General features: G+C 70.9%; 24 protein-coding genes and 2 tRNA genes. 15 read left to right on the top strand and 11 right to left on the bottom strand.

What is annotated here, in order from left to right; genetic code table 11:
• Positions 1–14: 14 nt before the first annotated feature.
• Entirely contained in the window at positions 15–1,343 is a 1,329-nt protein-coding gene (locus BLT62_RS10170; RefSeq protein WP_083363951.1) for a M20/M25/M40 family metallo-hydrolase, read from the bottom strand.
• A 132-nt stretch (positions 1,344–1,475) separates the two neighbouring features.
• Between BLT62_RS10170 and BLT62_RS10165 the strand changes: the two genes are divergently transcribed.
• The 3 genes from BLT62_RS10165 (at position 1,476) to BLT62_RS10155 (ending at position 2,784) form a co-directional block, all read left to right on the top strand.
• Positions 1,476–1,559 (top strand) — tRNA-Leu (locus BLT62_RS10165).
• Between the two features lie 263 nt (positions 1,560–1,822).
• Positions 1,823–2,602 (top strand): alpha/beta fold hydrolase, encoded by a 780-nt coding sequence (locus tag BLT62_RS10160; protein ID WP_172829682.1) that lies wholly within the window; start codon positions 1,823–1,825, stop codon positions 2,600–2,602.
• A 98-nt stretch (positions 2,603–2,700) separates the two neighbouring features.
• Positions 2,701–2,784: transfer RNA gene (locus BLT62_RS10155), tRNA-Leu, on the top strand.
• A gap of 117 nt (positions 2,785–2,901) precedes the next feature.
• Here BLT62_RS10155 and BLT62_RS17675 read toward each other — a convergent pair.
• Positions 2,902–3,051: a hypothetical protein gene (locus tag BLT62_RS17675; RefSeq protein WP_156786306.1), complete on the bottom strand. Its 150-nt coding sequence runs from the start codon at positions 3,049–3,051 to the stop codon at positions 2,902–2,904.
• 75 nt (positions 3,052–3,126) lie between these two features.
• On the opposite strand from BLT62_RS17675, the gene BLT62_RS10150 reads away from it, so the two are divergent.
• Entirely contained in the window at positions 3,127–3,564 is a 438-nt protein-coding gene (locus tag BLT62_RS10150; protein WP_083365410.1) for a VOC family protein, read from the top strand.
• Between the two features lie 33 nt (positions 3,565–3,597).
• Here BLT62_RS10150 and BLT62_RS10145 read toward each other — a convergent pair whose 3' ends face one another.
• Positions 3,598–4,020 (bottom strand): VOC family protein, encoded by a 423-nt coding sequence (locus BLT62_RS10145; RefSeq protein ID WP_083363949.1) that lies wholly within the window; start codon positions 4,018–4,020, stop codon positions 3,598–3,600.
• 644 nt (positions 4,021–4,664) lie between these two features.
• On the opposite strand from BLT62_RS10145, the gene BLT62_RS10140 reads away from it, so the two are divergent.
• From BLT62_RS10140 to BLT62_RS10120, 5 genes are all read left to right on the top strand, one after another.
• Positions 4,665–6,056, top strand: coding sequence for an HNH endonuclease signature motif containing protein (locus tag BLT62_RS10140; RefSeq protein WP_083363948.1), 1,392 nt, complete (start codon positions 4,665–4,667; stop codon positions 6,054–6,056).
• Positions 6,057–6,263: 207 nt separating this feature from the next.
• Entirely contained in the window at positions 6,264–7,007 is a 744-nt protein-coding gene (locus BLT62_RS10135; protein WP_083363947.1) for a hypothetical protein, read from the top strand.
• A 26-nt stretch (positions 7,008–7,033) separates the two neighbouring features.
• Complete coding sequence (locus BLT62_RS10130; RefSeq protein ID WP_083363946.1) at positions 7,034–8,698, top strand: DNA polymerase Y family protein; 1,665 nt, start codon at positions 7,034–7,036, stop codon at positions 8,696–8,698.
• Positions 8,698–12,132, top strand: coding sequence for an error-prone DNA polymerase (locus tag BLT62_RS10125; RefSeq protein WP_083363945.1), 3,435 nt, complete (start codon positions 8,698–8,700; stop codon positions 12,130–12,132). The genes BLT62_RS10130 and BLT62_RS10125 overlap by 1 nt, the downstream gene beginning before the upstream one ends.
• Positions 12,133–12,159: 27 nt before the next feature.
• A complete protein-coding gene (locus BLT62_RS10120) occupies positions 12,160–12,996 on the top strand; it encodes a DUF3097 domain-containing protein (RefSeq protein ID WP_083363944.1) in 837 nt (278 codons plus the stop codon).
• A gap of 400 nt (positions 12,997–13,396) precedes the next feature.
• On the opposite strand, the gene BLT62_RS10115 is transcribed toward BLT62_RS10120, so the two are convergent.
• Together BLT62_RS10115 and BLT62_RS10110 are read right to left on the bottom strand one after the other, a co-directional pair.
• Positions 13,397–14,518, bottom strand: coding sequence for a VIT1/CCC1 transporter family protein (locus tag BLT62_RS10115; RefSeq protein ID WP_083363943.1), 1,122 nt, complete (start codon positions 14,516–14,518; stop codon positions 13,397–13,399).
• A 152-nt stretch (positions 14,519–14,670) separates the two neighbouring features.
• Complete coding sequence (locus tag BLT62_RS10110) at positions 14,671–15,171, bottom strand: hypothetical protein (RefSeq protein WP_083363942.1); 501 nt, start codon at positions 15,169–15,171, stop codon at positions 14,671–14,673.
• Between the two features lie 60 nt (positions 15,172–15,231).
• On the opposite strand from BLT62_RS10110, the gene BLT62_RS10105 reads away from it, so the two are divergent.
• On the top strand, positions 15,232–15,894 hold the full coding sequence (locus BLT62_RS10105) for an MBL fold metallo-hydrolase (RefSeq protein ID WP_083363941.1): 663 nt from the start codon (positions 15,232–15,234) through the stop codon (positions 15,892–15,894).
• Here BLT62_RS10105 and BLT62_RS10100 read toward each other — a convergent pair.
• Positions 15,884–16,366 carry an Lrp/AsnC family transcriptional regulator gene (locus BLT62_RS10100; protein WP_104475615.1) on the bottom strand — a complete coding sequence of 161 codons (483 nt, stop codon included), beginning with the start codon at positions 16,364–16,366 and terminating at the stop codon, positions 15,884–15,886. The two genes, BLT62_RS10105 and BLT62_RS10100, sit on opposite strands and share 11 nt — an antisense overlap.
• A gap of 119 nt (positions 16,367–16,485) precedes the next feature.
• Here BLT62_RS10100 and BLT62_RS10095 point away from each other — a divergent pair, with 119 nt between their 5' ends.
• A complete protein-coding gene (locus tag BLT62_RS10095) occupies positions 16,486–17,742 on the top strand; it encodes a trans-sulfuration enzyme family protein (protein WP_231919092.1) in 1,257 nt (418 codons plus the stop codon).
• On the opposite strand, the gene BLT62_RS10090 is transcribed toward BLT62_RS10095, so the two are convergent.
• A complete protein-coding gene (locus tag BLT62_RS10090) occupies positions 17,698–19,512 on the bottom strand; it encodes a DEAD/DEAH box helicase (RefSeq protein ID WP_083363939.1) in 1,815 nt (604 codons plus the stop codon). The genes BLT62_RS10095 and BLT62_RS10090 overlap by 45 nt on opposite strands.
• Positions 19,513–19,551: 39 nt before the next feature.
• Between BLT62_RS10090 and BLT62_RS10085 the strand changes: the two genes are divergently transcribed.
• Together BLT62_RS10085 and BLT62_RS10080 are read left to right on the top strand one after the other, a co-directional pair.
• Positions 19,552–20,445 carry an SGNH/GDSL hydrolase family protein gene (locus tag BLT62_RS10085; protein ID WP_083363938.1) on the top strand — a complete coding sequence of 298 codons (894 nt, stop codon included), beginning with the start codon at positions 19,552–19,554 and terminating at the stop codon, positions 20,443–20,445.
• On the top strand, positions 20,445–20,777 hold the full coding sequence (locus tag BLT62_RS10080) for a hypothetical protein (RefSeq protein WP_083363937.1): 333 nt from the start codon (positions 20,445–20,447) through the stop codon (positions 20,775–20,777). Before BLT62_RS10085 ends, BLT62_RS10080 begins: the two co-directional genes overlap by 1 nt.
• Before the next feature lie 3 nt (positions 20,778–20,780).
• Here the strand turns inward: BLT62_RS10080 and BLT62_RS10075 are convergent, their stop codons facing one another.
• Together BLT62_RS10075 and BLT62_RS10070 are read right to left on the bottom strand one after the other, a co-directional pair.
• The gene (locus BLT62_RS10075) at positions 20,781–22,010 is read right to left on the bottom strand and encodes a D-alanyl-D-alanine carboxypeptidase family protein (RefSeq protein ID WP_156786305.1); all 1,230 of its coding nucleotides are present in this window, start codon (positions 22,008–22,010) and stop codon (positions 20,781–20,783) included.
• A 9-nt stretch (positions 22,011–22,019) separates the two neighbouring features.
• Positions 22,020–22,841 (bottom strand): TrmH family RNA methyltransferase, encoded by an 822-nt coding sequence (locus BLT62_RS10070; RefSeq protein WP_083363935.1) that lies wholly within the window; start codon positions 22,839–22,841, stop codon positions 22,020–22,022.
• Between the two features lie 86 nt (positions 22,842–22,927).
• On the opposite strand from BLT62_RS10070, the gene BLT62_RS10065 reads away from it, so the two are divergent.
• Positions 22,928–23,767, top strand: a complete 840-nt coding sequence (locus tag BLT62_RS10065; RefSeq protein WP_083365408.1) for an NAD-dependent protein deacetylase — start codon at positions 22,928–22,930, stop codon at positions 23,765–23,767.
• Positions 23,768–23,809: 42 nt separating this feature from the next.
• A complete protein-coding gene (locus tag BLT62_RS10060) occupies positions 23,810–24,382 on the top strand; it encodes a histidine phosphatase family protein (protein WP_083363934.1) in 573 nt (190 codons plus the stop codon).
• A gap of 115 nt (positions 24,383–24,497) precedes the next feature.
• Here BLT62_RS10060 and BLT62_RS10055 read toward each other — a convergent pair whose 3' ends face one another.
• Positions 24,498–25,571, bottom strand: a complete 1,074-nt coding sequence (locus BLT62_RS10055) for a glycosyltransferase family 4 protein (RefSeq protein ID WP_083363933.1) — start codon at positions 25,569–25,571, stop codon at positions 24,498–24,500.
• A complete protein-coding gene (locus BLT62_RS10050) occupies positions 25,568–26,482 on the bottom strand; it encodes an alpha/beta fold hydrolase (protein ID WP_083363932.1) in 915 nt (304 codons plus the stop codon). The genes BLT62_RS10055 and BLT62_RS10050 overlap by 4 nt, the downstream gene beginning before the upstream one ends.
• Between the last annotated feature and the right edge of the window lie 47 nt (positions 26,483–26,529).

Here is a 26,529-nt window from a genome sequence, read left to right as displayed (position 1 = left end):
CTGCAGTCTCCGCGTCAGTAAGTGATGAGCAGATCTCGGAGAACCTGCCTGCCAAAGACTAATGCGTCCAGCGGAACGCGCTCGTCGACCCCGTGGAACATCGCGGGGAAGTCCATGCTCTCTGGCAGCCGCAGCGGGGCGAAGCCGTAACCGGTGATGCCGAGCAGGCTGAGCGCCTTGTTGTCGGTGCCGCCGGAGAGCAGGTAGGGCAGAACGGGGGCGCCCGGGTCGTGCCGCTGCAGCGTGCCGGTGACCGCGTCGACGAGGGAGCCGCTGAACGGCGTCTCCAGCCCGATGTCGCGGTGCATGATGACGACCTCGATGTCGGGGCCGACGAGCTCGCGGACCTCGGCCAGCACGGCCTCCTCCTCGCCGGGCAGGGTGCGGATGTCGATGAGCGCCTCGGCCATGTCCGGGATGACGTTGTGCTTGTAACCGGCCTGCAGCAGGGTCGGGTTCGTCGTGGTGCGGAGCGACGCCAGCAGGAAGCCGGAGGCCGAGCCGGTGGCCAGCGCGAGCTCGTCCGGACCGACCCGCAGCGGGTCGGCATCCAGGATCCGAGCGATCTCGGCGAGCATGTGGCTGGTGGTGTCGGTGAGCTTGATCGGCCATTCGCGCCGGCCGAGGGTGGCGACGGCCTCAGCCAGCTTGGTGACGGCGTTGTTGTGGATCAACCGTGAGCCGTGCGCCGCCTGGCCGCGGGCGACGAGCTTGATCCAGAGCAGGGCCTTCTCGCCCGTCTGCAGCAGGTAGGAGCGCTTGTCGCCGATCGTGATGGAGTAGCCGCCCACCTCGCTGATGGCCTCGGTGGCCCCCGCGAAGAGCTCGGGGTGGTTCTTGACCAGGTGGTGCGAGCCCTGGACTCCCCCGGCCTCCTCGTCGGCGAAGAAGGCGACGACGAGGTCGCGCTCCGGCTGCTGCCCCTGGCCGAGGATGTCCTGCAGCGCGGTGACGATCATGGCATCCATGTTCTTCATGTCGACGGCGCCACGACCCCAGAGCATGCCGTCCTTGACGACGCCGCCGAAGGGGTCGACGGACCAATTGGCCGGATCTGCCGGGACCACGTCGAGGTGGCCGTGAACGACGAGCGCCGGCTTCTCGGAGTTGCGCCCCTGCACCCGTGCGACGACGCTGGTGCGCCCGGGGTCGGCGTCGAAGAGTTGCGGCTTCAAGCCGAGCGCGCGCAGGTGCTCTGCCATGTACTCGGCGGCCTCTGTCTCGCTGTTCGCCCTGCCCTCGCCGTAGTTCGAGGTGTCGAAGCGGATGAGGTCACGCGCAATGACGGCAGTGGCGTCGAGCTCAGAAATATTGTCTGCAGAAGAATCACCGGGTTGGGGCATGGATTCACGCTACCCGACCGCTCGCGCACTCGGCGTGTCGTGCGCCCGGTGTCGCGAACGCTCAAAACCCTCTCGGAATCCGTGCTAATCTCGTCTTCGGCCGCTGAGAGATCAGCAGCCGGAAACAACACTGCGCGGGTGGCGGAATTGGCAGACGCGCTAGCTTGAGGTGCTAGTGCCCTAACGGGCGTGGGGGTTCAAGTCCCCCTTCGCGCACAGTGTGAAGCTCGGTTCAGTTCGAGCTTGGTGCGAGAAAAGGCCGTATGACCGAAGTTTGGTTGTACGGCCTTTTTTCATGCCCATTTCGGCGGCTGCTCCCCCGTTGCCGGCAGGCATCCGCATTGCGATTATTGATCATGGCCATCTCGCCGCGATCGCCCACCTCTGGGGACCTCCGTGGGTGCTTGGCGGAGTCACCGCGCGTCGTTTCGACGCGCTCAGGACCGGTTGAGTGTGCCGAGCGTGGGAACGGCGAGCCGGTGCTTGCCCTCCACGGCACCCCCGGGGGCTGGGACCAGGGGCTCGTGGCGGGCGAGTATCTGCGCCTGAACGGGTTTCGGATCATCGCGCCGAGCAGGCCCGGATACCTGGGAACCCCACTCTCGACGGGGCGCACCTTCGCCGAGCAGGGTGATGCCCTGGCGGCACTGCTCGACGCGCTCGAGATCGACCGCATCATCGCGTTCGCCGTCTCGGGCGGCGGGCCCGCTGGGTATGAGCTTGCTGCCAGGCACCCCGACCGCGTGGCGAAGCTCGTCCAGGTCGACGGCGTGTGCATCCCCGGCCCGATTCCGGGCGGGCTGGCAGGCATTGGCGTGCCGGACGCGCTCCTCCGGGCGCAGATCTGGCTCCTGGCCCATGCGACGGAGCCGACCCTCAGGGTGCTGCTCCGGCTTTTCGGCAGCGAGTCCACGGCGGTCAGATCCGAGCGGGCGGCCAAACTCGCGGCGATTCCCGGGCGGACGGCGCTGCTCGAGGCGACGTTTCGCTCGTCGCTCGGTTCGGCGCGACGACGGCAGGGCATGAAGAACGACTTCACCCCGTTCACGCCCGCCCCGCTGGAGCGCGTGTCATGCCCGACGCTGATCGTGCACGGGCGCTCGGACACGGCTGTGCCGCCGTCCAACGCCGAGTACGCCCATGAGCACATCGCCGGCTCTGAGCTCTACTGGATGGATGGGTCCCACCTCGCGTTCGGTCTCGAGGCCGCCGACACGGCGCCGGCGTATGTGCTGGGCTGGCTGCGTGATGAGCACTGACCGAGACACGCCCGGCATGGGTGCACGGTGCGGCTCCTCCCAGAGTTACGTGCTAATCTCTCCTACGTGCCGCTGAGAGATCAGCTGCAGAAACACATGCGCGGGTGGCGGAATTGGCAGACGCGCTAGCTTGAGGTGCTAGTGCCCTAACGGGCGTGGGGGTTCAAGTCCCCCTTCGCGCACACTGTGTTGAGACAGTCTGTTTCGTAGGAAATAGAGCAGAAAAGGGCCGGATCGAAAGATCCGGCCCTTTTCTTTTGCCGTTTTGTCCCTGGCCCGCTGGTTGAGCTTGTCGAAACCTAGTAGCCCGGAATCACGAGCACCAGCTTGCAGCGCGGGCAGCGGTGGCAGGATTCGAGGCCCTCAGCGGTGTCGACGCCATCCGCCTGCATTTCCGCGCCGCAGGCCGGGCACGGCGGGCCATCGAAGAGGCCATCGAAGTCGTTCACTCTCCCAGTGTGCGCCACCTGACGGGCGGATGCGGCCAGCAGCGCTGCGCAGCTCGACTCGGTACCATGCAGCGCATGGTCATAAAACTGGAGAACGTCGGCATCGCCGTGCGCGACCTTGACGCAGCGATCGCCTTTTTCACCGACCTCGGGCTCACCGTCGCGGGGCGCGACACGGTCAGCGGCGAGTGGACGGACACGGCCGTTGGCCTGGACGGCAACCACGCCAACATCGCGCTGCTGCAAACTCCGGACGGACAGGGGTGGCTGGAACTCTTCGAGTACATCCACCCTGCTGCGATCGAGACGGAGCCCACTCTCCCGAACGAGATCGGCATGCACCGTGTGGCGTTCTCCGTCGACGACATCGACCAGGCGCTGGAGATTGCCGCGCGCCACGGTTGCCACCCGCTGCGTGGCGTGGCGACATACCGGGACGTGTACAAACTGACGTACCTCCGCGGCCCGAGCGGAATCCTCGTGATGCTCGCCGAAGAGCTGCAGAAGGGCTGAGAGCCCGCACCAGCTCCCGCTTGAGCTCCCGCTCTAACCCCCGTCGAGCTCCTGGAACAGTGTGATCTGCAGTCCTGCGGGCGCGGATAGCCGGGAGTTCAGCGACCGCCACGGGGTTTCCCGCGGCGGGGCGATGAGGGTGGCGCCGCCACTCACCAGGTTCTCGGTCGCGGCGGTGGCATTGTCGACCTCGAACGCGACCCGCATCCGTGCGCTCCGCGTGCCGTCGGCCTCGACGGTGTCGATCATGCGGACCTGGGCCGGGTTGGACAGTTCCAGCGTGGCTCGGCCCACATCGAAAATGGTGACCTTGGCGCCATCGCCACCGTCGAATGCGGCCTCCTCGGTGAGGCCGAGCACATCACGGTAAAAGGCGACCGCCGTCTCGTAATCCTCGGCCTCGACGACGAGGCGAAGCTGGCGCACGGCAGGAGTTGCTCTCTTCTCTGCGGTCATGCTCGTACCTTAGGGCTCGGCGCTGCCGCGCGGATGCTTTTCCTCTCCCCGTTGGCTCGAGGGAGCGCCAGCGACCAGCCGACCGCCCCGGCGCTGCCCACGCGGCAGATGACGCGTTCCGCGATAGTCGTGGCGACCGCGGAACGCGGGTGTTGTCCGCGGTCGGATGTCGGCGCGGCCGCACCCCGCCGACTCCAGGGCTTCGGGGGCTGCGCTGCTCGTTCCTCGCGGCGCGGCCCCCTCCAGCCGACGTGAGGAGGTCGGCCTCTGCGGCCGGCCGCCACCACCCCCGTTGGTCGAGTAGGCGCGCCAGCGCCGTATCGAGACCCGGCGACCCGACCTCGCCACCCTGTCCTCGCCCCCTCCGCCCTCTGCCGACCGGCCCCTCCCCACGTCGGCAGGACTCCCTTCCCCGCGTCGGCAGAACGCCCGACCCACGGCGGCAGAATGCCCCGTCCCACGGCGGCTGAGCGCCCCTCCTCACGTCGGCTGAGCGAGGAACGAGCGAAGCCCCGGAGCCAACCCGCAACGCTCTCCCCGCGAAAGGTCACAATCAGGTAACGACGGCCGAATTTGTCCACAATTGCCCTGATTTGGGCCCATTTTCGCCTCGCAGTGTCAGAGGTCGGTGAGACGCTTCAGTCATGGAAACGCAGCCGACGCAGGCTCCCAACGCCGGGTTCGACCCGGTGCTGGATGAGTGCCTGGCCGCGCTGGGTTCGGGCGCTTCCGCGGAGTGCGTGTTGCAGGCGGATCGGTACCGGCGGATCGACGAGGCGGTGCGCCGGGCGGTGGCGATCGCCGACCCGCTCGGCGGCCGCCCGTCCCTGGACGAGCAGTTCGCGAGGCGCAGCATCACCGCCGAGCTTGCGTTGATTCTGCGCGTGCACGAGCGCACCATGGTCGGCCTGATCTATGAAGCGACGCAATTGTGTGGAATGTTCACGACCACGTTGGCCGAGCTCTCCGCCGGCACCATCACTGTGCAGCACGCCCGCGAGATCCTCGCCGCCGCCGTTTTCCTGCCGCCGGCCGTGCACGCCCGCTTCGAGCGGGAGGCGCTGGTTAAGGCCCGCACCATGAACGTGTCCGCGTTCCACCGGGCCGTGACTCGTCTCCGCGACCGGCTGCACCCGGACGCACTCGAAGCTCGGGCATCCAAATCCCGGGCCGACCGGCGGCTGGTGTTCGAGCCGGACGCCGACGGGATGGCCTGGCTGCACCTCTACCTCGAGGCGGAGAAGGCCCTCGCGATCAGCACCCGGGTGGGCGACCTCGCGACCGAGGCGCAACGGGAGGCCGCACAAGGCGCCGAGGGGATGGATGTGGAGACGGGCGAGACCGCGGACGGCATCCTCGGCTCGGGCACACATGCCCAGCTGGAGGCGGACATCGCCGCCGAGCTGCTCCTCGCCCTCCCAGCCGAGGACGGCCAGACCCACATCCCGACGCTGGCGTTCGCCCGCCCCGAGGTGTTCGTCGCCGTCCCGAAACTCACCATCGGCATCGACACCCTGATCGACACCTCGGAGGAGCCGGCCGAGCTGCACGGCTACGGCCCGATCGACGCCGACACGGCCCGCCGGCTCGTCGCGCAGGCCCCGACATTGCACCGGATCCTCACCGACCCGCTTGACGGGACCCCGCTGCAGCTGGACCCGACCCAGTACCGGCTGTCCGCGTCCCTGCGGCGTTGGATCCTGTACCGGGACGAGACGTGCCGGTTCCCCGGCTGCACCCGCAAGGCGGAGCGTTCCGAGACCGACCACACCCGGGCGTTCGAGGACGGCGGGCTGACCGTCGAGGAGAACCTGGCCGTGTTGTGCAAGAAGCACCACCGGCTCAAGCACAACTCCCGCTGGCGGGTCGAGCAGGTTGGCGGCGGGAACCTGAGGTGGGTCTCGCCGGGCGGACGCGAGTACAGGACCATGCCGTCCCGCCTCCAGCATGCACCACCCCATACAGGGCCACCGGATTCCGAATCAGCATCCGCGCTCGAACCGCCCGCTCGCTTCGCCGACACCCCGCCCTTCTGAACACGCGAACGCCTGTGCCCGCCGCGCGGCTCACGGCGTCGGTCGCAAGCTCCCTCAAGCCGACGTGGGGATACCCTCGCCGCTATCCGCGGGAGCGCCGCGCGAGGCACGCGAACTGCACGGCGCAGGCGGACGGGTGCAGGCCGGCTTCATCCGCTGAGCGCCGATTGACTTTATCGAACATAAGTTCGAGACTTAAGTGTGTCCATGCTCGCCGAGAATCTTCAGACGATCGAGACCACCGGCGCGAACGCCCGGGTGCTCGAGCTGCAGGCGCGCATCCGCAGCATGCAGGCGACGACGCTCGACAGCAAGGCCCTGCCGACGTTGCCGGCACTGGCATCCATTCTGCCCGGCGGCGCACTGCGTCAGGGCTCGGTGTACTCGTTGGCCGGCTCGACGACACTGGCCATGGCCCTGCTGGCCGCGCCGTCCGCCGCCGGCTCCTGGTGCGGGGTGGTGGGAGCGCCCGACTTCGGCATCGAGGCCGCCGCGCGCTTCGGCATCGAGCTGGAGCGGCTCGTGCTGGCGCCCTCCCCCGGCGACCAATGGCTCACCGTCACCGCGGCCCTCGCCGATGTGCTCACGGTCGTCGTCACGCGCCCGCCGCGCCGGGTCGGCGACGCGGATGCCGCCCGCCTCAGCGCCCGGCTGCGGCAGCGCGGCGCCACCCTTCTCGTGCTCGGCGACTGGCCCGGCAGCGACGCGACCCTGCGGCTCGACGGCGGCGACTGGCAGGGGCTCGGCGACGGCCACGGCCACCTGGCCGGCCGCGAGGCGACCGTGACCGCGACGGGCCGGCTCGGCTTCGACCGCCCGCGGACCGCCCGACTCTGGCTGCCCGACGCGCACTCGGCGTTCCGCGCGGCAGGGCCCGCGGCCGCGACGGGCCCCATGCCGGCCGGCGTCATCCCGCTGCGACGCGCCGCCGGTTTCGACGGATTGACTTAATCGAACAAAGATTCGAGACTTGACTGATGCAGGGATCGGAGAAACTGGGACGCACCATCGTGCTCTGGCTCCCGGACTGGCCGGTCACGGCGGCCCGCCAGCTCAGCGAACCTGACGAAGCCGGCGAACCTGACGAAGCCGGCGAGCCAGACGAGGCCACCGACCCCGCCGCGCCGCTGGCGCTGATCGAGCACGGCCTGGTCTTCGCCTGCTCCGCCGCCGCACGCTCTGCCGGGGTGCAGCGGGGCCTGAAGCTCCGCGAGGCGCAGTCACGCTGCCCGGATCTGCTCACCCTGCCCTACGACCCCGCCCAGGACGCCCGCGCCTTTGAGTCGGTGCTGGCCGCGCTGGAGCAACTCGTCCCCGGCGTGCAGCTGATGCGTCCGGGCACCGTCGCGATCCGAGCCCGCGGCCCCGTGCGCTTCTACGGCGGCGAGGAGCAGGCGGCCGCCGCGCTGCTCGACGGGCTCACCGTGCAGGGCGCAACGACGGAGGGCCTGCTCGGCGAGCCCGGGGTGCGCGCCGGCATCGCCGACGGGCCGTTCGCCGCCGAACAGGCCGCCCGCGCCACCACCGCCGAGCGCCCCGTGCGGATCATCGCGGACGGCGCCTCCGCCGCCTTCCTCGCCCCGTTCCCCATCGGCATCCTCGTCGACGCCCGGATGGGCACCCTGCTGCGCCGGCTCGGCGTCAGCACCCTCGGCGAGTTCGCGGCGCTGCCCGCCGTCGACGTGCACCGCCGCTTCGGCGCCATCGGGGCCGAGGCACACGCCCTGGCCGGGGCCGCCGACGGCCGCGTCGTGGTGGCCAGGACCGTGCCGAAGGACTTCGACGCGGTGATCGAGTTCGAGCCGCCGCTGGACATCGTGGAACAGGTCGCCTTCGGCATCCGCGCCGCCGCCGACGAGTTCGTGGACGCCCTGACCCGCTCCCGGCTGGTCTGCACGGCGATCCGGGTGCAGCTGGTCACCGAGCGCGGCGCGGTCTCCGAGCGCAGCTGGCTGCACCCGCGCTGGTTCACGGCGGCGGATGTCGTGGACCGGGTGCGCTGGCAGCTGCAGGGCGGCGCATCGATCGGCTCGGGACTGCGCTCCGGCGTCACCCGGGTGCGGATCACCCCGGAGCGCACAGACTCGACCGGCAACCACGAGCAGGGCTTGTGGGGCACCGGGCCGGACGAGCGCATCCACCACGGGCTCACCCGGGTGCAGAGCATGCTCGGCCACGAGGGCGTCGGAACGGCCGTCATCGCCGGCGGCCGGATGCTCGCCGAGCGCGCCGTCTTCGTGCCGTGGGGCGACGCCCCGCCGCCGGCCGCCCCCGGCTCGGCCGGGGCTCCCTGGCCGGGCAGCCTGCCCCAGCTGGCGCCGGCGACCGTCTTCGGCGGGCGGCGGAGCGTCACGGTGCTGGACGAGCACGGCGACGGCGTCGACGTCGACGCCCGCGGCATGCTGAGCGGTGCCCCGGCCAGCCTCGGCATCGGCGACGCCACCCCGCGGGGCGTGCGCGCCTGGGCCGGGCCGTGGCCCGTCGTCGAACGCTGGTGGGATGCGGCATCCGCCCGCCGGCTCTACCGCTTCCAGGTGGTGGATGCCGCCGGCATGGCCTGGCTGCTGGCCTACGAGATCAACGACGCCGCGATCGACAGCGGCACCGACGCCCTCTGGTGGGCGGAAGCGAGGTACGACTGATGGGCTGGAGCAACCCGCCGCGGTCGTGGGCCGAGATGGAGCGCACCCTCTCGGACAAGCCGGCGCGCCCAGAAATCCGCCCGGAGAGCCCGCTCTCCCGCAAGCGCGAGCCCTACCGGCCGAAGACCATCGAGACCGAGCACGCCGGCGAGGTGGTGCCCTACGCCGAGCTGCACGTGCACTCGCACTACAGCTTCCTCGACGGCGCCAGCTCGCCAGAGCAGCTGCTCGAGGAGGCGAAGCGGCTGGGCCTGTCCGGCATTGCGCTCACCGACCACGACGGCTTCTACGGCGTGGTGCGGCTGGCCGAGACGGCCGAGAGCTACCCGGAGGTGAAGACGATCTTCGGCGCCGAGCTCTCCCTCGGCCTCGGCAGCCCGCAGAACGGCATCGCCGACCCGGAGGGCAGCCACCTGCTCGTGCTGGCCCGGGGCGAGGCCGGCTACCACCGGCTGGCCGCCGCCCTCACCGACGGCCAGCTGGCCGGGGCGGAGAAGGGCCGGCCGCTCTACGACCTCGAGCAGCTGGGCGAGCAGGCCGGCGGGCAGTGGCTGATCTTGACCGGATGCCGGAAGGGCCGCGTGCGGCAGGCGCTGGCCGCCGCGCCGACCCCGGCGGAGGGCGCAGAGGCCGCCGCCGCCGAGCTCGCCGAGCTGGTGCGCCTGTTCGGCCAGGACAACGTCGCCGTCGAGCTGTTCGACCACGGACACCCACTGGACAGCACCGTCAACGACGTGCTCGCCGCCCTCGCGAGAGACGCCGGGCTGCCCGTCGTGGCGACGAACGTCGTGCACTACGCGACCCCGTCCGAGCACCGGCTGGCCTCGGCCGTCTCCGCGGTGCGGGCCCGGCGGAGCCTAGACGAGATGGACGGCTGGCTGCCGGCATCCGACGGCGCGCACCTGCGCTCCGGGGCCGAGATGGCGGCCCGTTTCGCTCGCTTTCCCGGGGCGATCGAGCAGACCGTCGTCTACGCGGAGGAGCTCGCCTTCACGCTGCGCAGCGCCCGCCCAGGGCTGCCCAAGCAGGACGTGCCGGACGGCCAGACGCCGATGAGCTGGCTGCGCGAGCTGGTCTGGCAGGGCGCCGCCCGCAAATACCCGGGCATGACAGCGGCCATGCGCACCCGCATCGAGCGCGAGCTCGAGGTGATCGAGCTCAAGGACTTCCCCGGCTACTTCCTCATCGTCTACGACATCGTGCGGGAGGCGAAGAGCCGCGGCATCCTCTGCCAGGGCCGCGGCTCTGCGGCGAACTCGGCCGTCTGCTACCTGCTGGGCATCACCGCCGTCGACTCGATCTTCTACGACCTGCCGTTCGAGCGCTTCCTCTCCAGCATCCGCGACGAGGAGCCGGACATCGACGTCGACTTCGACTCCGACCGGCGCGAGGAGATCATCCAGTACGTCTACGCCAAGTACGGCAGGCACAACGCCGCCCAGGTGGCGAACGTCATCAGCTACCGGCCCAAGGTGGCGGTGCGCGACATGGCCAAGGCGCTCGGCTACAGCCCCGGCCAGCAGGACGCCTGGTCGCGGCAGATGGAGCGCTGGGGCAGCACGGTCAAGGCCAGTGACCCCGAGGCCGAGATGCCGGATGCCGTTGCCGAGCTCGCCACGCAGCTGCTGACCTTCCCGCGCCACCTCGGCATCCACTCCGGCGGCATGGTGCTCACCGACCGGCCCGTCGGCGAGGTGTGCCCGATCGAGCACGCCCGCAAGGAAAACCGCACGGTGCTGCAGTGGGACAAGGACGACTGCGCCTGGATGGGCCTGGTCAAGTTCGACCTGCTCGGCCTCGGCATGCTCGCCGCCCTGCAGTACGCCTTCGACATGGCGCGTGACGTGCTCGGCGAGGAGTGGAGCCTGGACACCATGCCGAAGGAGGAGGCCGGCGTCTACGACATGCTCTGCCGGGCCGACTCGATCGGCGTGTTCCAGGTGGAGAGCCGCGCCCAGATGGGCACGCTCCCCCGGCTGAAGCCGCGCCGCTTCTACGACCTCGTCGTCGAGATCGCCCTGATCCGCCCCGGGCCCGTGCAGGGCGGAGCCGTGCACCCCTACATCCGGCGGAAGACCGGCAAGGAGCCGATCACCTACCTGCACCCGAAGCTGGAGCCGGTGCTGGAGCGCACCTGCGGCATCCCCATCTTCCAGGAGCAGCTGATGCAGATGGCCGTCGCGGTCGGCAACTGCACGGCGGAGGACGCCGACCTGCTGCGCCGGGCGATGGGCTCCAAGCGCGGCGTCGAGAAGATCGGCAAGCTCAAGGCCAAGCTGTATGCCGGCATGGCCGAGAACGGCATCGACCTGGCGACATCCGACCTCATCTACGCCAAGATCGAGGCCTTCGCGAACTTCGGCTTCGCCGAGAGCCACTCCCTGAGCTTCGCCCTGCTGGTCTACGCCAGCTCCTGGATCAAGCTGCACTACCCCGGCGTGTTCCTCGCCGCGCTGCTGCGCGCCCAGCCGATGGGCTTCTACTCGCCGCAGTCGCTCACGGCGGATGCCCGGCGCCACGGCGTGCAGGTGCTGCGCCCGGACATCCTGCGCTCCGGCGTGCACGCCGTGCTGGAGGAGCTGGACGGGGCTCGGGCGACTGGCCCACGAACCACCGGCCCACGAACCACCGGCATGGACAGCTGCCTGGACAAGCTGCAGCCGCCCGTGCCGGAGGGCTTCGAGCGCGCGCAGCCGGACGAGACGGCCGCGCACCGCCGCGACGGCGGCTACGCGGTGCGGCTCGGGCTGGCCGACGTCTCCGGCATCGGGGAGGGCCTGGCCGAGCGCATCGTCGCCGAGCGGGACGCGGCCGGCCCGTACCGCAGCATGGCCGACGTCTCCCGCCGGGTGGGCCTAGACACCGCCCAGCTGGAGGCGCTCGCCGCGGCCGGGGCGTTCTCGGCGCTCGGGATGGAGCGGCGGGAGGCGCTGTGGAGCGCCGGCGACGCCGCCCAGGACAAGGCGCAGTACCTGGCGGGCTCCGTCGTCGTGCTGCAGCCGCCGCTGCTGCCGATCCTGAGCGCCTCAGAGCAGGTGGTCTACGATCTCTGGGCGACCGGCATCTCCCCGGACGACCACCCGGTGCGGCACGTGCGCGCCTCCCTGGACCGGCGCGGCGCCCTGCCCGTCGCCGCGCTGCAAACGTGGGAGTCCGGCCGGCGGATCGAGGTCGGCGGCGTCGTCACCCACCGGCAGCGGCCGGGCACGGCCGCCGGCATCACCTTCTTGAACATCGAGGACGAGACGGGCACCCTCAACGTGATCGCCAGCGTCGGTGTGTGGGACCGCTACCGCCGGATCGCCAGGGAATCGCCCGCGCTCATCGTGCGCGGCATCCTGGAGCGCACAGAGGAGGGCGTGGTGAACCTGCTCGCCGACCGCTTCGAGGCGCTCGGGGTGAGCGCGGCGCAGCGCTCCCGCGACTTCCGCTAGCCCCGGTTCGGATAACCTCGATGAGTGATGAACGACCGCTACGGATCTGATGTGCTCGCCGGCGACTGGCGCAAGGCCGGCCGCCCGGTGATTCCCGAATGCGAGGCCGTGAAGGACCTCGTGATCGAGGAGGTCGCGACCGGCTTCTGTGGCGCCGTGGTGCGGATCGAGAAGAACATCGTCACGCTGGAGGACTACTTCGGCAAGCTCCGGCTGTTCCCGCTCGGCCCCGGCTTCCTGCTCGACGGCAAGCCCGTCGTGCTGGTGGCGCCGAAGAAGGCCGCCCCGGCCGGGCGCGGGCGCACGGCATCCGGCTCCTTCGCCGTCGAGAACGCGGCCGCCCGGGTCGCCCTGCCCAGCCGCATCTTCGTCGAGGGGCGGCACGACGCCGAGCTGGTCGAGAAGGTGTGGGGCGCCGACCTCCGCATCGAGGGCGTCGTCGTCGAGTACCTCGAGGGCGTCGACGACCTCGACGCGATCATCCGCGAGTTCAAGCCGGGCCCCGGCCGCAAGGTCGGCGTGCTCGTCGACCACCTGGTGAAGGGCTCCAAGGAGAGCCGCATCGCGGATGCCGTCGCCGCCGGCCCATACGGCAAGCACGTGCTCGTCGTCGGCCACCCCTACGTCGACGTCTGGCAGTCGGTGAAGCCGGAGCGACTCGGCATCAAGGAATGGCCGACCATCCCGCGCAACATCGAGTGGAAGAAGGGCATCTGCGCCAGCTTCGGCTGGCCGCACGCCGAGCAGGCGGACATCGCGCGCGCCTGGCAGCGGATCCTCGGCCAGGTGCGCACCTTCGCCGACCTGGAGCCGGCACTGCTCGGCCGGGTCGAGGAGCTGATCGACTTCGTCACCAGCCCGTAGAGCCGTTGGCTTCGGTCGCTGGCGCTCCCTCGAGCCAACTGGGCGCGCCGCTCCCCACGTCGGCTGAGCGAGGAACGAGCCATGCCCTGGCCAGCCCGCACACAAGGCTGCGGAAAAACAGGAGCAGAGCGCCGCGGGCGCCGCATACGGGGCCGGGAGCGCTGTGGTCCTGCGTTTCTTCGATGCGTGTGGCGTCGCAGCTCCCGGGGTTGGCTTCGGTCGCTGGCGCTCCCTCGAGCCAACGGGGTGCGCCGCCGCTCCCCACGCCGGCTGAGCGAGGAACAAGCGAAGCCCTGGCAGCTCGCACACAAGGCTGCAGAAATGCAGGAGCAGAGCGACGCGGGCGCCGCATACGGGGCCGGGAGTGCTGTGGTCCTGCGTATCCGCGCCGTCGGGCCGGCTAGCCGATCGTGGTGCCGAAGGCGAGGCCGAGCACGTAGGTGACGGCGGCGGCGCCGAGGCCGATGCCGAGCTGGCGGAGCGCCCGGCGGAGGGGCGGGGCGCCGGAGAGCAGGCCGACGACGGCGCCCGTCACGAGCAGCGCGATGCCGACCAGGACGACCGCCACCGCGACGGCGACGATGCCCTGCAGGCCGAAGATGTACGGCAGCACCGGGATGATGGCGCCGGAGGCGAAGAAGCAGAAGCTGGAGAGCGCCGCGCCCCAGCCGGTGCCGATGGCCTCGTGGTCGTCGATGGCGCTGACCGGGCCGGTCAGCGGAGCTCCCTTCGCGTGAATGCGGGAGATCACCCGGGCGGCGTGCTTCGTCGCCTCGCCCTCCTCCATACCGCGGGCACGGTAGACGAGGGCGAGCTCATTCGCGTTCACGTCGAGGTCTGGCAGCACCTTGTCGGCATCCGGGTCCGGGTTGGAGGCCTCCAGCAGCTCGCGCTGGGAGCGCACGGAGACGTACTCCCCCGCGCCCATCGAGAGGGCGCCGGCGAGCAGGCCGGCGATGCCGCTGAACAGCACGACGCTGTGGGCGACGCCGGTCGCCCCGATTCCGAGCACGAGGGCGAGGTTGGAGACCAGGCCGTCGTTGGCGCCGAAGACGGCGGCGCGGAAGGTTCCGGAGAGCCGCATCCGGCCGCGGGCGGCGAGCCCACGCACGACCTCCTCGTGGATTCGCTCATCGGCGGCCATCGCGGCCGAGGCGTGCGGGTCGCTCGCGTACGGGGAGGCGCTCTCGGCGCGCTGGGCGAGGGCGAGGACGAAGATCGAGCCGAAGCTGCGGGCGAGCAGGCCCAGCGCCCGGGTGCGGATGTCGGCGCGGTGCGGCCGCCCGGCCTCCTCGCCGAGCAACTCGCGCCAGTGCGCCTCGTGGCGGCCCTCCGCGTCGGCCAGCGCGAGCAGGATCTCGCGCTCCTCGCCGGTGCGTCGGGCGGCGAGCTCGCGGTACACGGCTGCCTCGGCCCGCTCGTTGGCGAGATACTGCCGCCAGCGCCGCAGCTCGGCGCCGCTCGGCTGGGGCGCGCCGACGTTCGCGCGGGCAGACGGGGTGTCTTCGTTGAATTGAGACATGGGGGTGGAACTCCTGGTGGCCTGGCGCTGGTGCGGGAACGATGTGGTCGCGCGACCCTGAGCGTCCGCTGTACACGCTACCGATCCGGATGCCGCCGAGCCCCCGATTCGCCGTGATTGACAGCATTTCGGGCCCCCGAACACCGCCGGAATCAGCGCCGGATCTCGACCAGGACCACCCACGCCGAGACGACGGCGGAGAAGATGGCGAGCAGGATGCCCGCCGCGATCCAGTACGCGCCCGCTGCATCGCCGAGCACCAGGAGCACTCCGGCGACACAGAACGCGGCGCTCGGAAGCACCCCGATGCTGCCCTTCGCGATCGACTCCCCGAGCCCGCGGTGCTCCCGGGCTCCTGGCTGCCGGGTGCGCACCAACCGCCACAGCGACTCGAGGGCGAGGCCCAGCGCGATGCCGCCGGCCAGAAGGACCAGCCAGCCGAAGCCGCCGGCTGTCAGGCCGGGCATCAGCGCGGCCAGCGCGATGATCGTCGAAGCGACGAGGAGGGCGATGGCGACTCCCGCCCGGGAGGCCATGCCCGGGATGGCGATCATCTCGGTGACGCTCACCGAGGCGGCGACGATGATGAGGCCGCCGAGGGCGGCGCACGCCCCGGCGGCGGCGACGAAGAACCCGGACCACTCGGCCAACATGGCTCGATGCTACGCGCGGCATGCCGCGTCGGGATAGGCGCGGAGGATTAGGCTCGCCCCATGGCCGAATGGGCAGAGGTCGCCGACGGCGTCTGGCAGGCGCGCTACCAGCCGCTGGACGTGTCCATCTGCCTCGTGCGCGGCGATGACGGCCTGCTGCTGGTCGACACCCGCTGCGGGCCGGGCGAGGCCGCCGAGATCGTGGCGGATGCCGCAACGCTGGGGCAGGGCGGCATCCGCTGGGTGGTGAACACGCATGCGCACTACGACCACACCTTCGGCAACCAGCTGTTCGCCCCGACGGCGACGATCTACGGCCACCACCGCATCGCGGTGCACTTCCGCGACTACGAGGCCGCGGAGCTGGCCGGCCGGCCGGATGTCGTGCTGACCCCGCCCCAGGTGAGCGTCGACGGGCCGCTCGAACTGGACCTCGGCGGGCGCACGGTGCGGCTGGTCACCCTGCCGCCGGGGCACACGGACACCGACCTGGTCGTGCACGTGCCGGATGCCGGCTGCTGGATCGTCGGCGACGTGATCGAGGAGTCCGGGCCTCCGCAGGCCGGCCCGGACGCGTTCCCGCAGGACTGGCCGCACGCGCTGCGCACCCTGGCCGACATGGTCGGCCCGGACGAGCGCGTCGTGCCTGGACACGGCCGGGTGGTCGACCGGGCGTTCGTGCTGGCCCAGGCGGCGGAGTTGGAGCGGCCGCCTACTCCTTGACCAGCTCGTGCCAGCCGTCGCCGTCGGCGTGCTCGAAGATGAGGTTCGTCTCGGTGTGCGCCACGGCCGGATGCCCGGTCAGGTGGGTGAGCACGAAGTCGCGCAGCTCGGAGGCGTCGTGGGCGGCCACGTGCAGCAGGTAGTCGTCGGCTCCGGCCATGTGGAACAGGCCGATCACGCCGGGCAGGTGCGGGGCGGAATCCCGGAAGGAGTCGATCTCGCCGCGGGCGTGCTTGACCAGGCGCACCGAGATGAGCGCCTGCAGCGAGGCGCCGAGCGCGGCCAGGTCGATGTCGACCCGGAAGCCGCGGATGTAGCCGAGCGCCTGCAGGCGGCGCAGCCGCAGCGACACCGTCGACTCGGCGACTCCGACCTCTGCGGCCAGCGCGGCCCCGGAGGCCCTGGCATTGGCCGAGAGTGCGCGCAACAGCGCACGGTCGACGCGATCGAGATCGGCCTTCTTCGAATCCACGGGGCAGTCCTGCTTTCTTTGTGAAGAACCTTTCAAGAATAGCAGCACTCTCGACAGGATCCTTGACACCCTTGAGGTGCTTTGACAGCTTCAACTACGTTCGAGGCATGGAGCCACTGATGTCTCACAACGATTCCCCCGGTCACCGCCTCGAGACGATCGCCGTGCACGGCGGGATGGACGGGGTGCGCGAGTCCGGCTCGCACGTGCCCACCATCGACCTGTCGACGACGAACCCGCTGACGGATGTCGAGAGCGGCGGTGACAGCTACGAGAACCTCGCCACGGGCGGCGACCTCGAACCCGGCGCCTCTGCCGTCTACCAACGGCTCTGGCAGCCGGGCGTCGCCCGCTTCGAGGACAGCCTGGCCGCGCTGGAGCGGACGGACGGCGCCGTCGCCTTCGCAACCGGCATGGCGGCGCTCGCCGCCTGCCTGCTGGCGACCGCCGCGGCCGGCCGGCCGCACATCGTCGCCGTGCGCCCGCTGTACGGCGGCACGGACCACGTGCTGGCCACCGGCCTGCTCGGCACCACGGTCGCCTGGGTGCAGCCGGACGGCATCTCTGCGGCGATCACCCCGGAGACCGGCCTCGTCGTGATCGAGACGCCGGCGAACCCGACGCTTGAGCTGCTCGACATCGCCGCCGTGTGCGCGGCCGCCGGCGAGGTGCCGGTGCTCGTCGACAACACCTTCGCCACCCCGGTGCTGCAGCAGCCGGCCCTGCACGGCGCCACGCTGGTGCTGCACAGCGCCACCAAGTACCTCGGCGGGCACGGCGACGTGATGGGTGGCGTGGTCGCCACCAGCACCGAGTGGGTGACCAGGCTCCGCCAGGTGCGGGCCCTGACCGGCGGCCTGCTGAACCCCTTCGCCGGATACCTGCTGCACCGCGGCATCCGCACCCTGCCCGTGCGGGTGCGCGCACAGCAACAGACCGCAATGCAGCTCGCCGCCCTGCTGGACGGGCACCCGGCGCTCAGCCGGGTGCACTACCCCGCGCTGCCCGGCCAGGACCCGCAGGGCCTGCTCGGCCGCCAACTGCACGGCCCCGGCTCGCTGATCGCGATCGAGCTGGCCGGCGGCTACGACGCGGCCGCCCGGTTCACCGAGTCCTGTCTGCTGATCACGCACGCCGTCTCGCTCGGCGGCGTCGACTCGCTGGTGCAGCACCCGGCGTCGCTGACGCACCGCCCGGTGGTGGCCAGCGCGAAGCCGAACGCGGCCGTGGTGCGCCTGAGCATCGGCCTCGAGCACGTTGACGACCTGGCGGCCGACATCCTGGCGGCGCTGGACGCCGTTCTGGCGGACAAGGCCCTCGCGGCCGACGCCCTAGTGGGTGCTGCCGAGCCGCTTGCGGAGCAACTGAATGCGTGACTGCAGCTGGGTGACGCTGGCTTGAGCGACGGCGGGGCCGCCGCAGATCCGGCGCAGCTCTGAGTGCACCTGGCCATGCGCCTCACCCGTCATCTTGGCCCACATGCCGACCAGGCTGTTGAGCAGCGTGCGCTGCTCCTTGAGCGTGCGGTAGAGGGCCTGCGGGGTCTCCGCGGCGATCTCCTCGGCCGGGCGGTTCTTCTGCCGCTCGGCCTGGCGCCTGGCCTGCTTGGCCTGGCGCTGGCGCAGCAGGTCGCTCACCTGCTCCGGCTCCAGCAGGCCGGGGATGCCGATGAAGTCGTACTCCTCGTCGCTGCCGGGCTCGGCCAGTGTGCCGAACTCGTGGCCGTCGAAGAGCACCCGGTCGAAGGTGGCGGCCGAGCCGATGGCCTGGAAGCTGAACTCGCTGGTCAGCGCCTCCGACGCCTTGTCGTCCTTGTTCGCCGCGGCGACCATGGCATCTTCCGGGTTGTAGATGTCACCGTCTTCCTCGGTGCTGATCCGGTCCAGCGCGTGGTCGCGCTCCAGCTCCATCTGCGAGCCGAGTGCCATCAGCTGCGGCACGTTGGGCAGGAAGACGGATGCCGTCTCGCCGCGGCGGCGGGCGCGCACGAAGCGGCCTATCGCCTGGGCGAAGAACAGCGGGGTCGAGGAGGAGGTGGCGTAGACGCCGACGGCGAGGCGGGGCACGTCCACGCCCTCCGACACCATGCGCACGGCGACCATCCAGCGGCTGGTGCCGGCGGAGAAGGTGTCGATGTTGTCCGACGCCTCCTTGTCGTCAGAGAGCACGAGGGTGACCGGCTGTCCGGTGATCTCCTCGAGGACGACGGCATAGGCCTTGGCCGCGAAGTGGTCGGTGGCCAGCACCAGCCCACCGGCATCCGGGATGCCCTGACGCACCTCGGTGAGCCGCTTGTCGGCGGCCTGCAGCACGGAGGGGATCCACTCCCCGGCCGGGTCGAGCGCAGTCCGCCACGCCTGGGAGGTGATGTCCTTGGTGTTGTCCTCGCCGAGCTTGGCCTCCATCTCGTCGCCGGTCTTGGTGCGCCAGCGCATGTGGCCGGCGTAGACCATGAACAGGACGGGGCGGACGACGCCGTCTTCGAGGGCGCGGCCGTAGCCGTAGTTGTAGTCGGTGATGGAGGTGCGGATGCCCTGGTTGTCCGGCGCGTACTCGACGAACGGGATGGGCGCGGTGTCAGAGCGGAACGGGGTCCCGGTCAGCGACAGGCGCTTGGTGGCGTTGCCGAAGGCCTCGCGGATGGCGTCGCCCCAGCTCAGCGCGTCGCCGCCGTGGTGCACCTCGTCGAGGATCACCAGGGTGCGGTTGCTCAGGGTGATGTCGCGGTAGAGCGACGCGCGCACGGCGACCGCCGCATAGGTGACCGCGATGCCGTGGTAGTGCTTGCCGAAGCGACCGTGCGCATTCTTGAACTCGGGGTCGAGCCGGATGCCGACGCGGGCCGCAGCCTCCGCCCACTGCTTCTTCAGGTGCTCGGTCGGGGCGACGACGATGATCGTGTCGACCTCGCGGCGGCCGCGGAGCTCCGCGGCGAGGCGCAGAGCGAAGGTCGTCTTGCCTGCGCCCGGCGTTGCCGCTGCGAGGAAGTCGCGGGGCATGGTGTCGAAGTACTTTTCCAGTGCCTCGGCCTGCCAGGCTCGCAGCTTGCTGGCGGTACCCCAAGCGGCACGTTCGGGGAACGACGGCGAGAGGTTCTCTGCGGCCGAGGTTCCCGGATGGGGGTGGGGGCCGAGCGGAGTATTCATCTGGCCCCAGTTTAGCCGCTCCCCGATTACATTGGTGTCATGGCTGAAGACACCGCTAAGCACACCGGACTGTGGTTTCGACTCTCGCGGCGCCGCGAGCAGGCGAAGCCACAGGGCGACGCGCCCGATGCGGGCACCCCGTGGCCCGTGCACCCGTGGCAGCGCTACGTCGCCGTCGGCGACTCCTTCACCGAGGGCATCGGCGACCCGGAGCCGAGCGCGCCCGGCGGCTACCGCGGCTGGGCCGACCGCGTCGCCGAGGTGCTGAGCGACGGCACCGACGACTTCGCCTACGCCAATCTGGCGGTGCGCGGCAAGCTGATCCAACAGATCCTCGACGAGCAGGTCGACCAGGCGCTCGCCCTGCATCCGGACCTCATCACGATCTCTGGCGGCGGCAACGACGTCATCCGGCCGGGCAGCGACCCGGATGCCGTCTCCGCGCTGGTCGAGCAGGCGATCGCCCGGCTCAGCCGGGACAACGCGACGGTCGTGCTGTTCACGGCGACGGATGTCGGCTTCTCCCCCGTGTTCCGCGGCATCCGCGGCAAGGTCGCCATCTACAACGAGAACCTGCGCGCCATCGCCGCAAAGTACGACTGCATCGTCGCCGACCAGTGGCCGCTGAAGGAGATCCAGGACACCCGCTATTGGGCGCCGGACCGGCTGCACCTGAACCCGCTCGGCCACCACGAGATTGCGCGCCTGGTGCTGGCGGCCCTCAACGTGCCGAACGACCTCAAGCCCTCGCAGCCGGAACCCGCCCCGGCATTGAGCTGGCGGGAGGCCAGGGGCGAGGACCTCAGCTGGGCGCGCGAGTACCTGGTGCCCTGGGTGCTCCGCCGGGTGCGGCACCAGTCCTCCGGCGACCTCGTGTCCGCCAAGCGGCCGGATGCTGGCCCGTTCCAGACAGAACGGCCAGAAGGCCGGTAGTGCCGGAACAGTCGGGAGACCGCGAGGGCGTCGCGACGCTGAGGATGCTGAACCTGCTCTGGGCGCTGCCCGTGGTCGGTTACATCCTCTACTGGAATGCGCTTCTGCAGCGCTTCCAGATGTGCGGGGTGTTCGGTTGCGCCGGCGCGTACCCCTTCGAGCCTGACGTCTGGATGATTGTCGTGACCTTCGCGATCGCCGTGACGGTGTGCACCGTCATCCTGCTGCTCACGCCCTGGACGAAGAACCTCAAGCTCAAGCTGATCGCGTCACCGGGCGCCGTGCTCGTGATCGCGTTCGGCATGCTCGTCGTGCTCGGGCTGCCGCGCTGAGCCTCAGCGCGGGTTGGCGAGCTTCCAGCCGACGCCGGGATCGCCGAGACGGCCGTTCAGGGTGATCGGCACGGTGGCGCTGCGACCGCCGGAGCTGAAGGTCACGCTGCCGAGGTTGGTGCCGTCGGCGGCCAGTGAGACGTCCGGCAGGATGAGCGCGGTCTCCACCGGGGTGTCGGACCAGACCAGCATCGAGGCGGATGTCGCGCTCTCCGCGGTGGCGGTGTCGCCCCACACGGTCGAGTAGCTGGCCCACTGCTGCCCGGCCGCGGTGAGCGAGACGGTGTGGAAGCCAGCGAACGTCGAGTCCAGCAGACCGGCGACGGCGTCGTTCAGCTCGGAGTGGGTGTCCGCCCCGAGCGTCGCGCCGACCAGCGTCACCTGCTGCCCGTCGATCTCGGAGACGGCGGTGTAGAGCAGGCAGGCGCCCGCCTCATCCGTCGTGCCCGTCTTCATGCCCGTGACGCCGTGCGTGCCGAGCAGCTTGTTCGTGTTGACGACGGTGCCGATGGTCGGCAGCTCGGCGGACTTCATGGCGACGATCTCGGCGAGGGCGGGCTGGGCCAGGGCCAGCTTGCCGATCTCGACCAGGTTGGCCGGGCTGCTGACGCTGTCGGCGGAGAGCCCGCTGGCGTCGACGACGTGCGTGTCGGTGAGGCCCTGCTCGGCCAGCCAGGCGTTCGCGGCGGCCAGGTACGCGTCCATCGAGCCGTAGGCCCAGATGGCGAGGGACTGGGCGTAGTTGTTGGCGGAGGGCAGCAGCACGGCGGTCAGCGTCTGCCTCTGGCTGAGCGTCATGCCGGCGGAGACCGGGGCGGAGGAGCCGTCCTCGGCGATCGTCTCCCAGTAGATGTCGATGTCGGCCTCGGTGTACGCGATGTCCGGGCCGGCCTCGCCGGCGCCGAGCGGGTGCTTGTCGAGCACGACGAGCGCCGTGATCATCTTGGTGATACTGGCGATCGGGCCCGTGGACTGGTCGCCGGCGGTCGCGAGCAGGCCGGGCGTGCCGACGGCGCCGATGGCGGTGCGGCCGAAGTCGGGCCAGGCCACCGGGCTCGCCGGCTGGGTGAGCGTGGGGACCTCCGCCAGCGTCGCGCTGGTGGCCGGGAGCGGGGCGGCGATGGCGTTCACGCTGTAGATCAGCCCGGAGAGCAGGGCGATCAGCACCACTCCGATCACGCTGAAGACAACGAGCCGACGACGTCGGTACACCTGGCGTCGAGTAAGAGTCACGGAACGAGCTTAAACGACATCGGCTGCGCGCACGCGCAGTGCGTAGAGCGCGACGGCGCTCGCCGCGGCCACGTTCAGCGAGTCGACGCCGTGCAGCATCGGGATCGTCACCGTCGTGTCGGCGGCGGAGAGGGCGGCACGGCTCAGGCCGTCGCCCTCCGAGCCCAGCACGATCGCCAGCTTCTCCGGCGGGCTCTTCTCGAACTCCTCCAGGCTGACGGCGTCGTCGGAGAGCGCGAGCGCGGCGATATGGAAGCCGAGCGAGTGCAGCAGCGGCGTCGCCTCGTCCCACTCCGGCAGCCTGGTCCACGGCACCTGCAGCACGGTGCCCATGCTCACCCTGACGCTCCGGCGGTAGAGCGGGTCGGCGCAGCGCGGCGTGATGAGCACGGCATCCGCCCCGAGGCCGGCCACCGCGCGGAAGATGGCGCCGATGTTGGTGTGGTCGACGATGTCCTCGAGGATGACGATGCGGCGCGCGTCGCGGATGAGCTCCTCGACCGGGGCCAGCGCCGGGCGGTGCATGGCGGCCAGGGCGCCCCGGTGCATGTTGTAGCCGGTCAGCTGCTCCAGCACGGCGGGCTCGCCCACGTAGACGGGGACATCCGGGTAGTCGGCCAGCAGCGGCTCGACATCGGCCAACCACTGCTTCTGCAGCAACACGGAGCGCGGCACGTGGCCGGCCCGCAGCGCCCGCGCGATCACCTTGCTCGACTCGGCGATGTAGAGACCACCCTCCGGCTCGCTGACGCGGCGCAGGGCGACGTCGGTGAGCTTCGCGTAATCGGACACGCCTGCGGCGGTCAATTCGGTGATGGGGATGATCTGCATCCCCCTAGCCTGACAGCCTCGGAAACAAACTGGAAACCATGTGGGTTGATGATGGAACCCGAGTGAAGGAGCAATCCGTGCAGCAGATGGCCAGCGTGAACCAGATCGACGCCGCGCAGCAGATCGACGCCGTGGCGGAGCTAATGCGGGGCAAACGCACGGCCGTGCTCAGTGGGGCCGGCATCAGCACCGACTCCGGCATCCCCGACTACCGCGGCGAGGGCGCGCCGACGCGCACGCCCATGACGGTGCAAGACTTCCTCGGCGACGAGGGCAAGCGCAAGCGCTACTGGGCCGGCAGCCACCTCGGCTGGCGGCTGTTCAGCAGCGCCCGGCCGAACGCCGGCCACCGCACGCTGGCGCGGCTGGAGGGCGCCGGGCTCGTCACCGGCGTCGTCACCCAGAACGTCGACGGGCTGCACCGCCAGGCCGGCTCCGGCCGGGTGGTCGAGCTGCACGGCTCGATGGACACCGTCAGCTGCCTGGACTGCGGGCAGGTCTTCGCCCGGCAGGCCATCGCCGAACAGCTGGAGGCGGCCAACCCGTGGCTGGGCCAGTCGGATGCCGTCCGACTCGCGCCCGACGGTGACGCCGACGTCGAGGAGGTCGACCGTTTCGTGCTGCCGGTGTGCACCGTCTGCGGTGGCCGGCTGAAGCCGGATGTCGTGTTCTTCGGCGAGCTCGTGCCGGCCGCGCGATTCGCCCAGGCGGCCGCGCTGGTTGCGCGCTCCGAGATGCTGCTTGTCGTGGGCTCCTCGCTGACGGTCAACTCCGGCATCCGCCTGTTGGAGCAGGCCAGGCGGCGGCGCCTGCCCATCGTCGTGGTCAACCGCGGCATCACGAAGGGCGACGCCCGGGCAGCGCATAAGCTGGATGCGGGGGTTTCAGAGACGCTGGCCGCATTGGCGGAACGGCTGCTCCCCTAAGCCTTGTTGCGAGAGGGCCTGAGATCTGAGGGAGAAGAATCGGTGACGACGTTCGGTATTGTTCGGCACGGTCAGACCGAGTGGAACGCGCAGAAGCGCATCCAGGGGCGCACCGACATCCCGCTGAACGACACCGGGCGCGCCCAGGCCGCCGCGACCGGCGCCGCCCTGCGCGCCGCGCAGGTGGAGCACGGCGCATGGGATGCCATCGTCAGCAGCCCGCTCAGCCGCGCGCACGAGACGGCGTTGATCATCGCCGCCGAGCTCGGCCTCTCCAGCCCCGAGCTGGTGCCGGCGCTCGCCGAGCGCGCGCACGGAGAGATCGAGGGGCTGAGCTTCGCCGAGCGCACCGAACGCTTCCCCGACGGCTCTGCGGTGCCCGGCTTGGAGACGCGCGACGAAGTGCTCGACCGCACCCTGCCGAGCCTGGAGGAGCTCGCCGGGCGCTTCCCCGGCGGCCGTGTGCTGGTGGTCAGCCACGGCGGCGTGATCAGCTCGCTCATGCATCACTCCTCCGGCGGCGAGATCGCCGCCCCGGGCCGGATGATCCAGAACGGCTCCGTGCAGGAGTTCCGCTGGGGCCTCGGCGGGCTGTCCATGCGGGGCGTCGCCTAGCCCGCAGCCCATCGACTACGCGAAAAGTGCGCCAAAGACTCAGTCTTGGCGCACTTTTTGCGTAGTCGATTCCGGGCGTGGCTCTGGGCGGCGGAGCTCGCCCGGTGGCCTCCCGTTAGCCGCGCGCGGTCTTCTCCAGCAGGCCGAGCAGGCGCTGGGCCGAGCCCTTCCAGGTGAAGCGGCCCGCCTGCTCCCGGCCGAGGGCCGAGCGGCGCTCCCACTCCCCCGGCGCGCGCAGCGCGGAGACAGCGGCGACGAGCCCGTCGGGCGAGGTCGGGGCGAAGTAGAGGGCCGCGTCGCCGCCGATCTCGCGGAAGATCGGGATGTCGCTGACGATGATCGGCGTGCCCTCCGACATCGCCTCGACCAGCGGGATGCCGAAGCCCTCGTCGAGGGACGCCGTCACCAGCGCGGTGGCCCCGCGGAGCGCCTGGAGGTACGCGGCGTCGCTGGCCCCGTTGTGGAAGACGATCGCGGCCTGCGGGGCGAGCGCGCGGAGACGACGCTGCTCGGCGTCGCTCAGCCGGCTCATCAGGTGCAGCTCCGAGCCCGGCAGCAGCGCGGCGGCGCGCACCAGCGTCTCGACGTTCTTGTACGGCATGAACGAGCCCATGTAGACCAGGCGCAGCCCGTCGGGTCGCGCACGGGGCGCGGCATCCGCGGCGTCCGCGGCGACGCCGGCGGCGTTCGGCACGACGGTGACTGCGCGCCGGGTGAGGTTGTGCTCGGCGATCAGGCCGGCGGTGGTCTCAGAGACGGTGACGACGCCGTCGGCGCGGTTCAGCAGCATCCGCTGCGGCCACCAGGCCAGGTGGTAGAGCCGCCAGAGCAGCCGGATCGGCGCGGCCAGGTCGCGCGGGGGCGTGCGGTTGCGGTAGTAGATGAGGTCGTGCACGGTGAGCAGCAGCTTGTACTTGCGGCCCCACGAGCCCATGGTCTGCATCGGCGTGAAGACGACGTCTGGCCGCAGCTTGTTCACGGTGAGCGCGACGAGCGGCTCCAGCACGCTAGTCGGCGAGCCGACCAGCTGCCAGGGCAGCGCGGGCAGCATGTCGAGCTGGCGGTGGTCGCTGATCAGCATGGTGACCGGGTGCAGCTTGCCGAGCTCCTCGACGAGGCTCGCCGTGTACCGGCTGATGCCGTCGTGCCGGTCGATGCGGGTGTAGCGGCAGTCGAAGACGATGTTCATGCCGTGGCCCCCAGCGAGGACAGCACCGTGCGGATCTGCTCGGCCGCCTCGATGGGCGTCTCGTAGTGGATCAGGTGGCCGACATCGTGGATGACGTGCAGCCGGGCATCCGGGAACAGGGTCTGCAGCCGGTGCTGGGCGGCGATCGGCGTGATGTCGTCGCGGTCGGCGGCGATCAGCAGCGTCGGCTGCGGGATCCGGGCGGCGTACTCGCTGACGTCGTGGCTGACGGACGCGCGGAACGCCTCGAGGACGACGTCGCGGTTCTCGAAGGCCGAGAAGTAGCGGTCGTGCTCCTCGTGGATCCAGCGCTTCAGCTGCGGGTCGCGGGTCTTGGACATGGTGACGCTCATGACGCGCACGATCAGCCGGGAGCGCAGCAGGGCGAAGCCGATGCGCTCGGGCAGCTTGGCGGCCGCCCAGTAGTAGAAGACGGCGAGCCGGGTCATGATGCCGCGCGGCCCGGACAGCGCCGGGGCGCCGATCGGGTTGACGAGGATGACGGCGTCGGCGCTCAGGCCGTCGGCCAGCGCCGCCGAGCTCACGATGGAGCCGAAGGAGTGCCCCAGGATCACGACGGGGCCGGGCAGCGCGAGCGCGGCGGTGAAGGCGGCCAGCCAGGCGGCGTAGCCGGGCACGTCGTGGCGGGCGCCGGATGCCGCGTCCAGCGGCGTCGACGCGCCGAAGCCGGGCAGGTCGGGCATCAGGATGTGCGCGCCGGGCAGCTGGGCGACGACGGGTTCCAGCCCGTGGTGGTCGCCCCGGAATCCGTGCACCACCACGACGGTCGGAACGCCGGGCGCAGCCGTCCCGTACTCCCAGTAGTGGGTCTCGCTGCCCAGGACGGTGAGAGTGCGTTCACTCACGGGGATGCGGGCCAGCAGCTGCGCGTAGGGGGACTCGATGCTCATCGCTCCCAGTTTAGGCGAGGGTGCACCGCAAGACTGGCACCGGCGGC

Source organism: Microterricola viridarii, assembly GCF_900104895.1.
Lineage (GTDB): Bacteria > Actinomycetota > Actinomycetes > Actinomycetales > Microbacteriaceae > Microterricola > Microterricola viridarii.
Note: the sequence above shows the minus strand (reverse complement) of the source record. Positions and strands in the feature narration are given on the sequence as shown.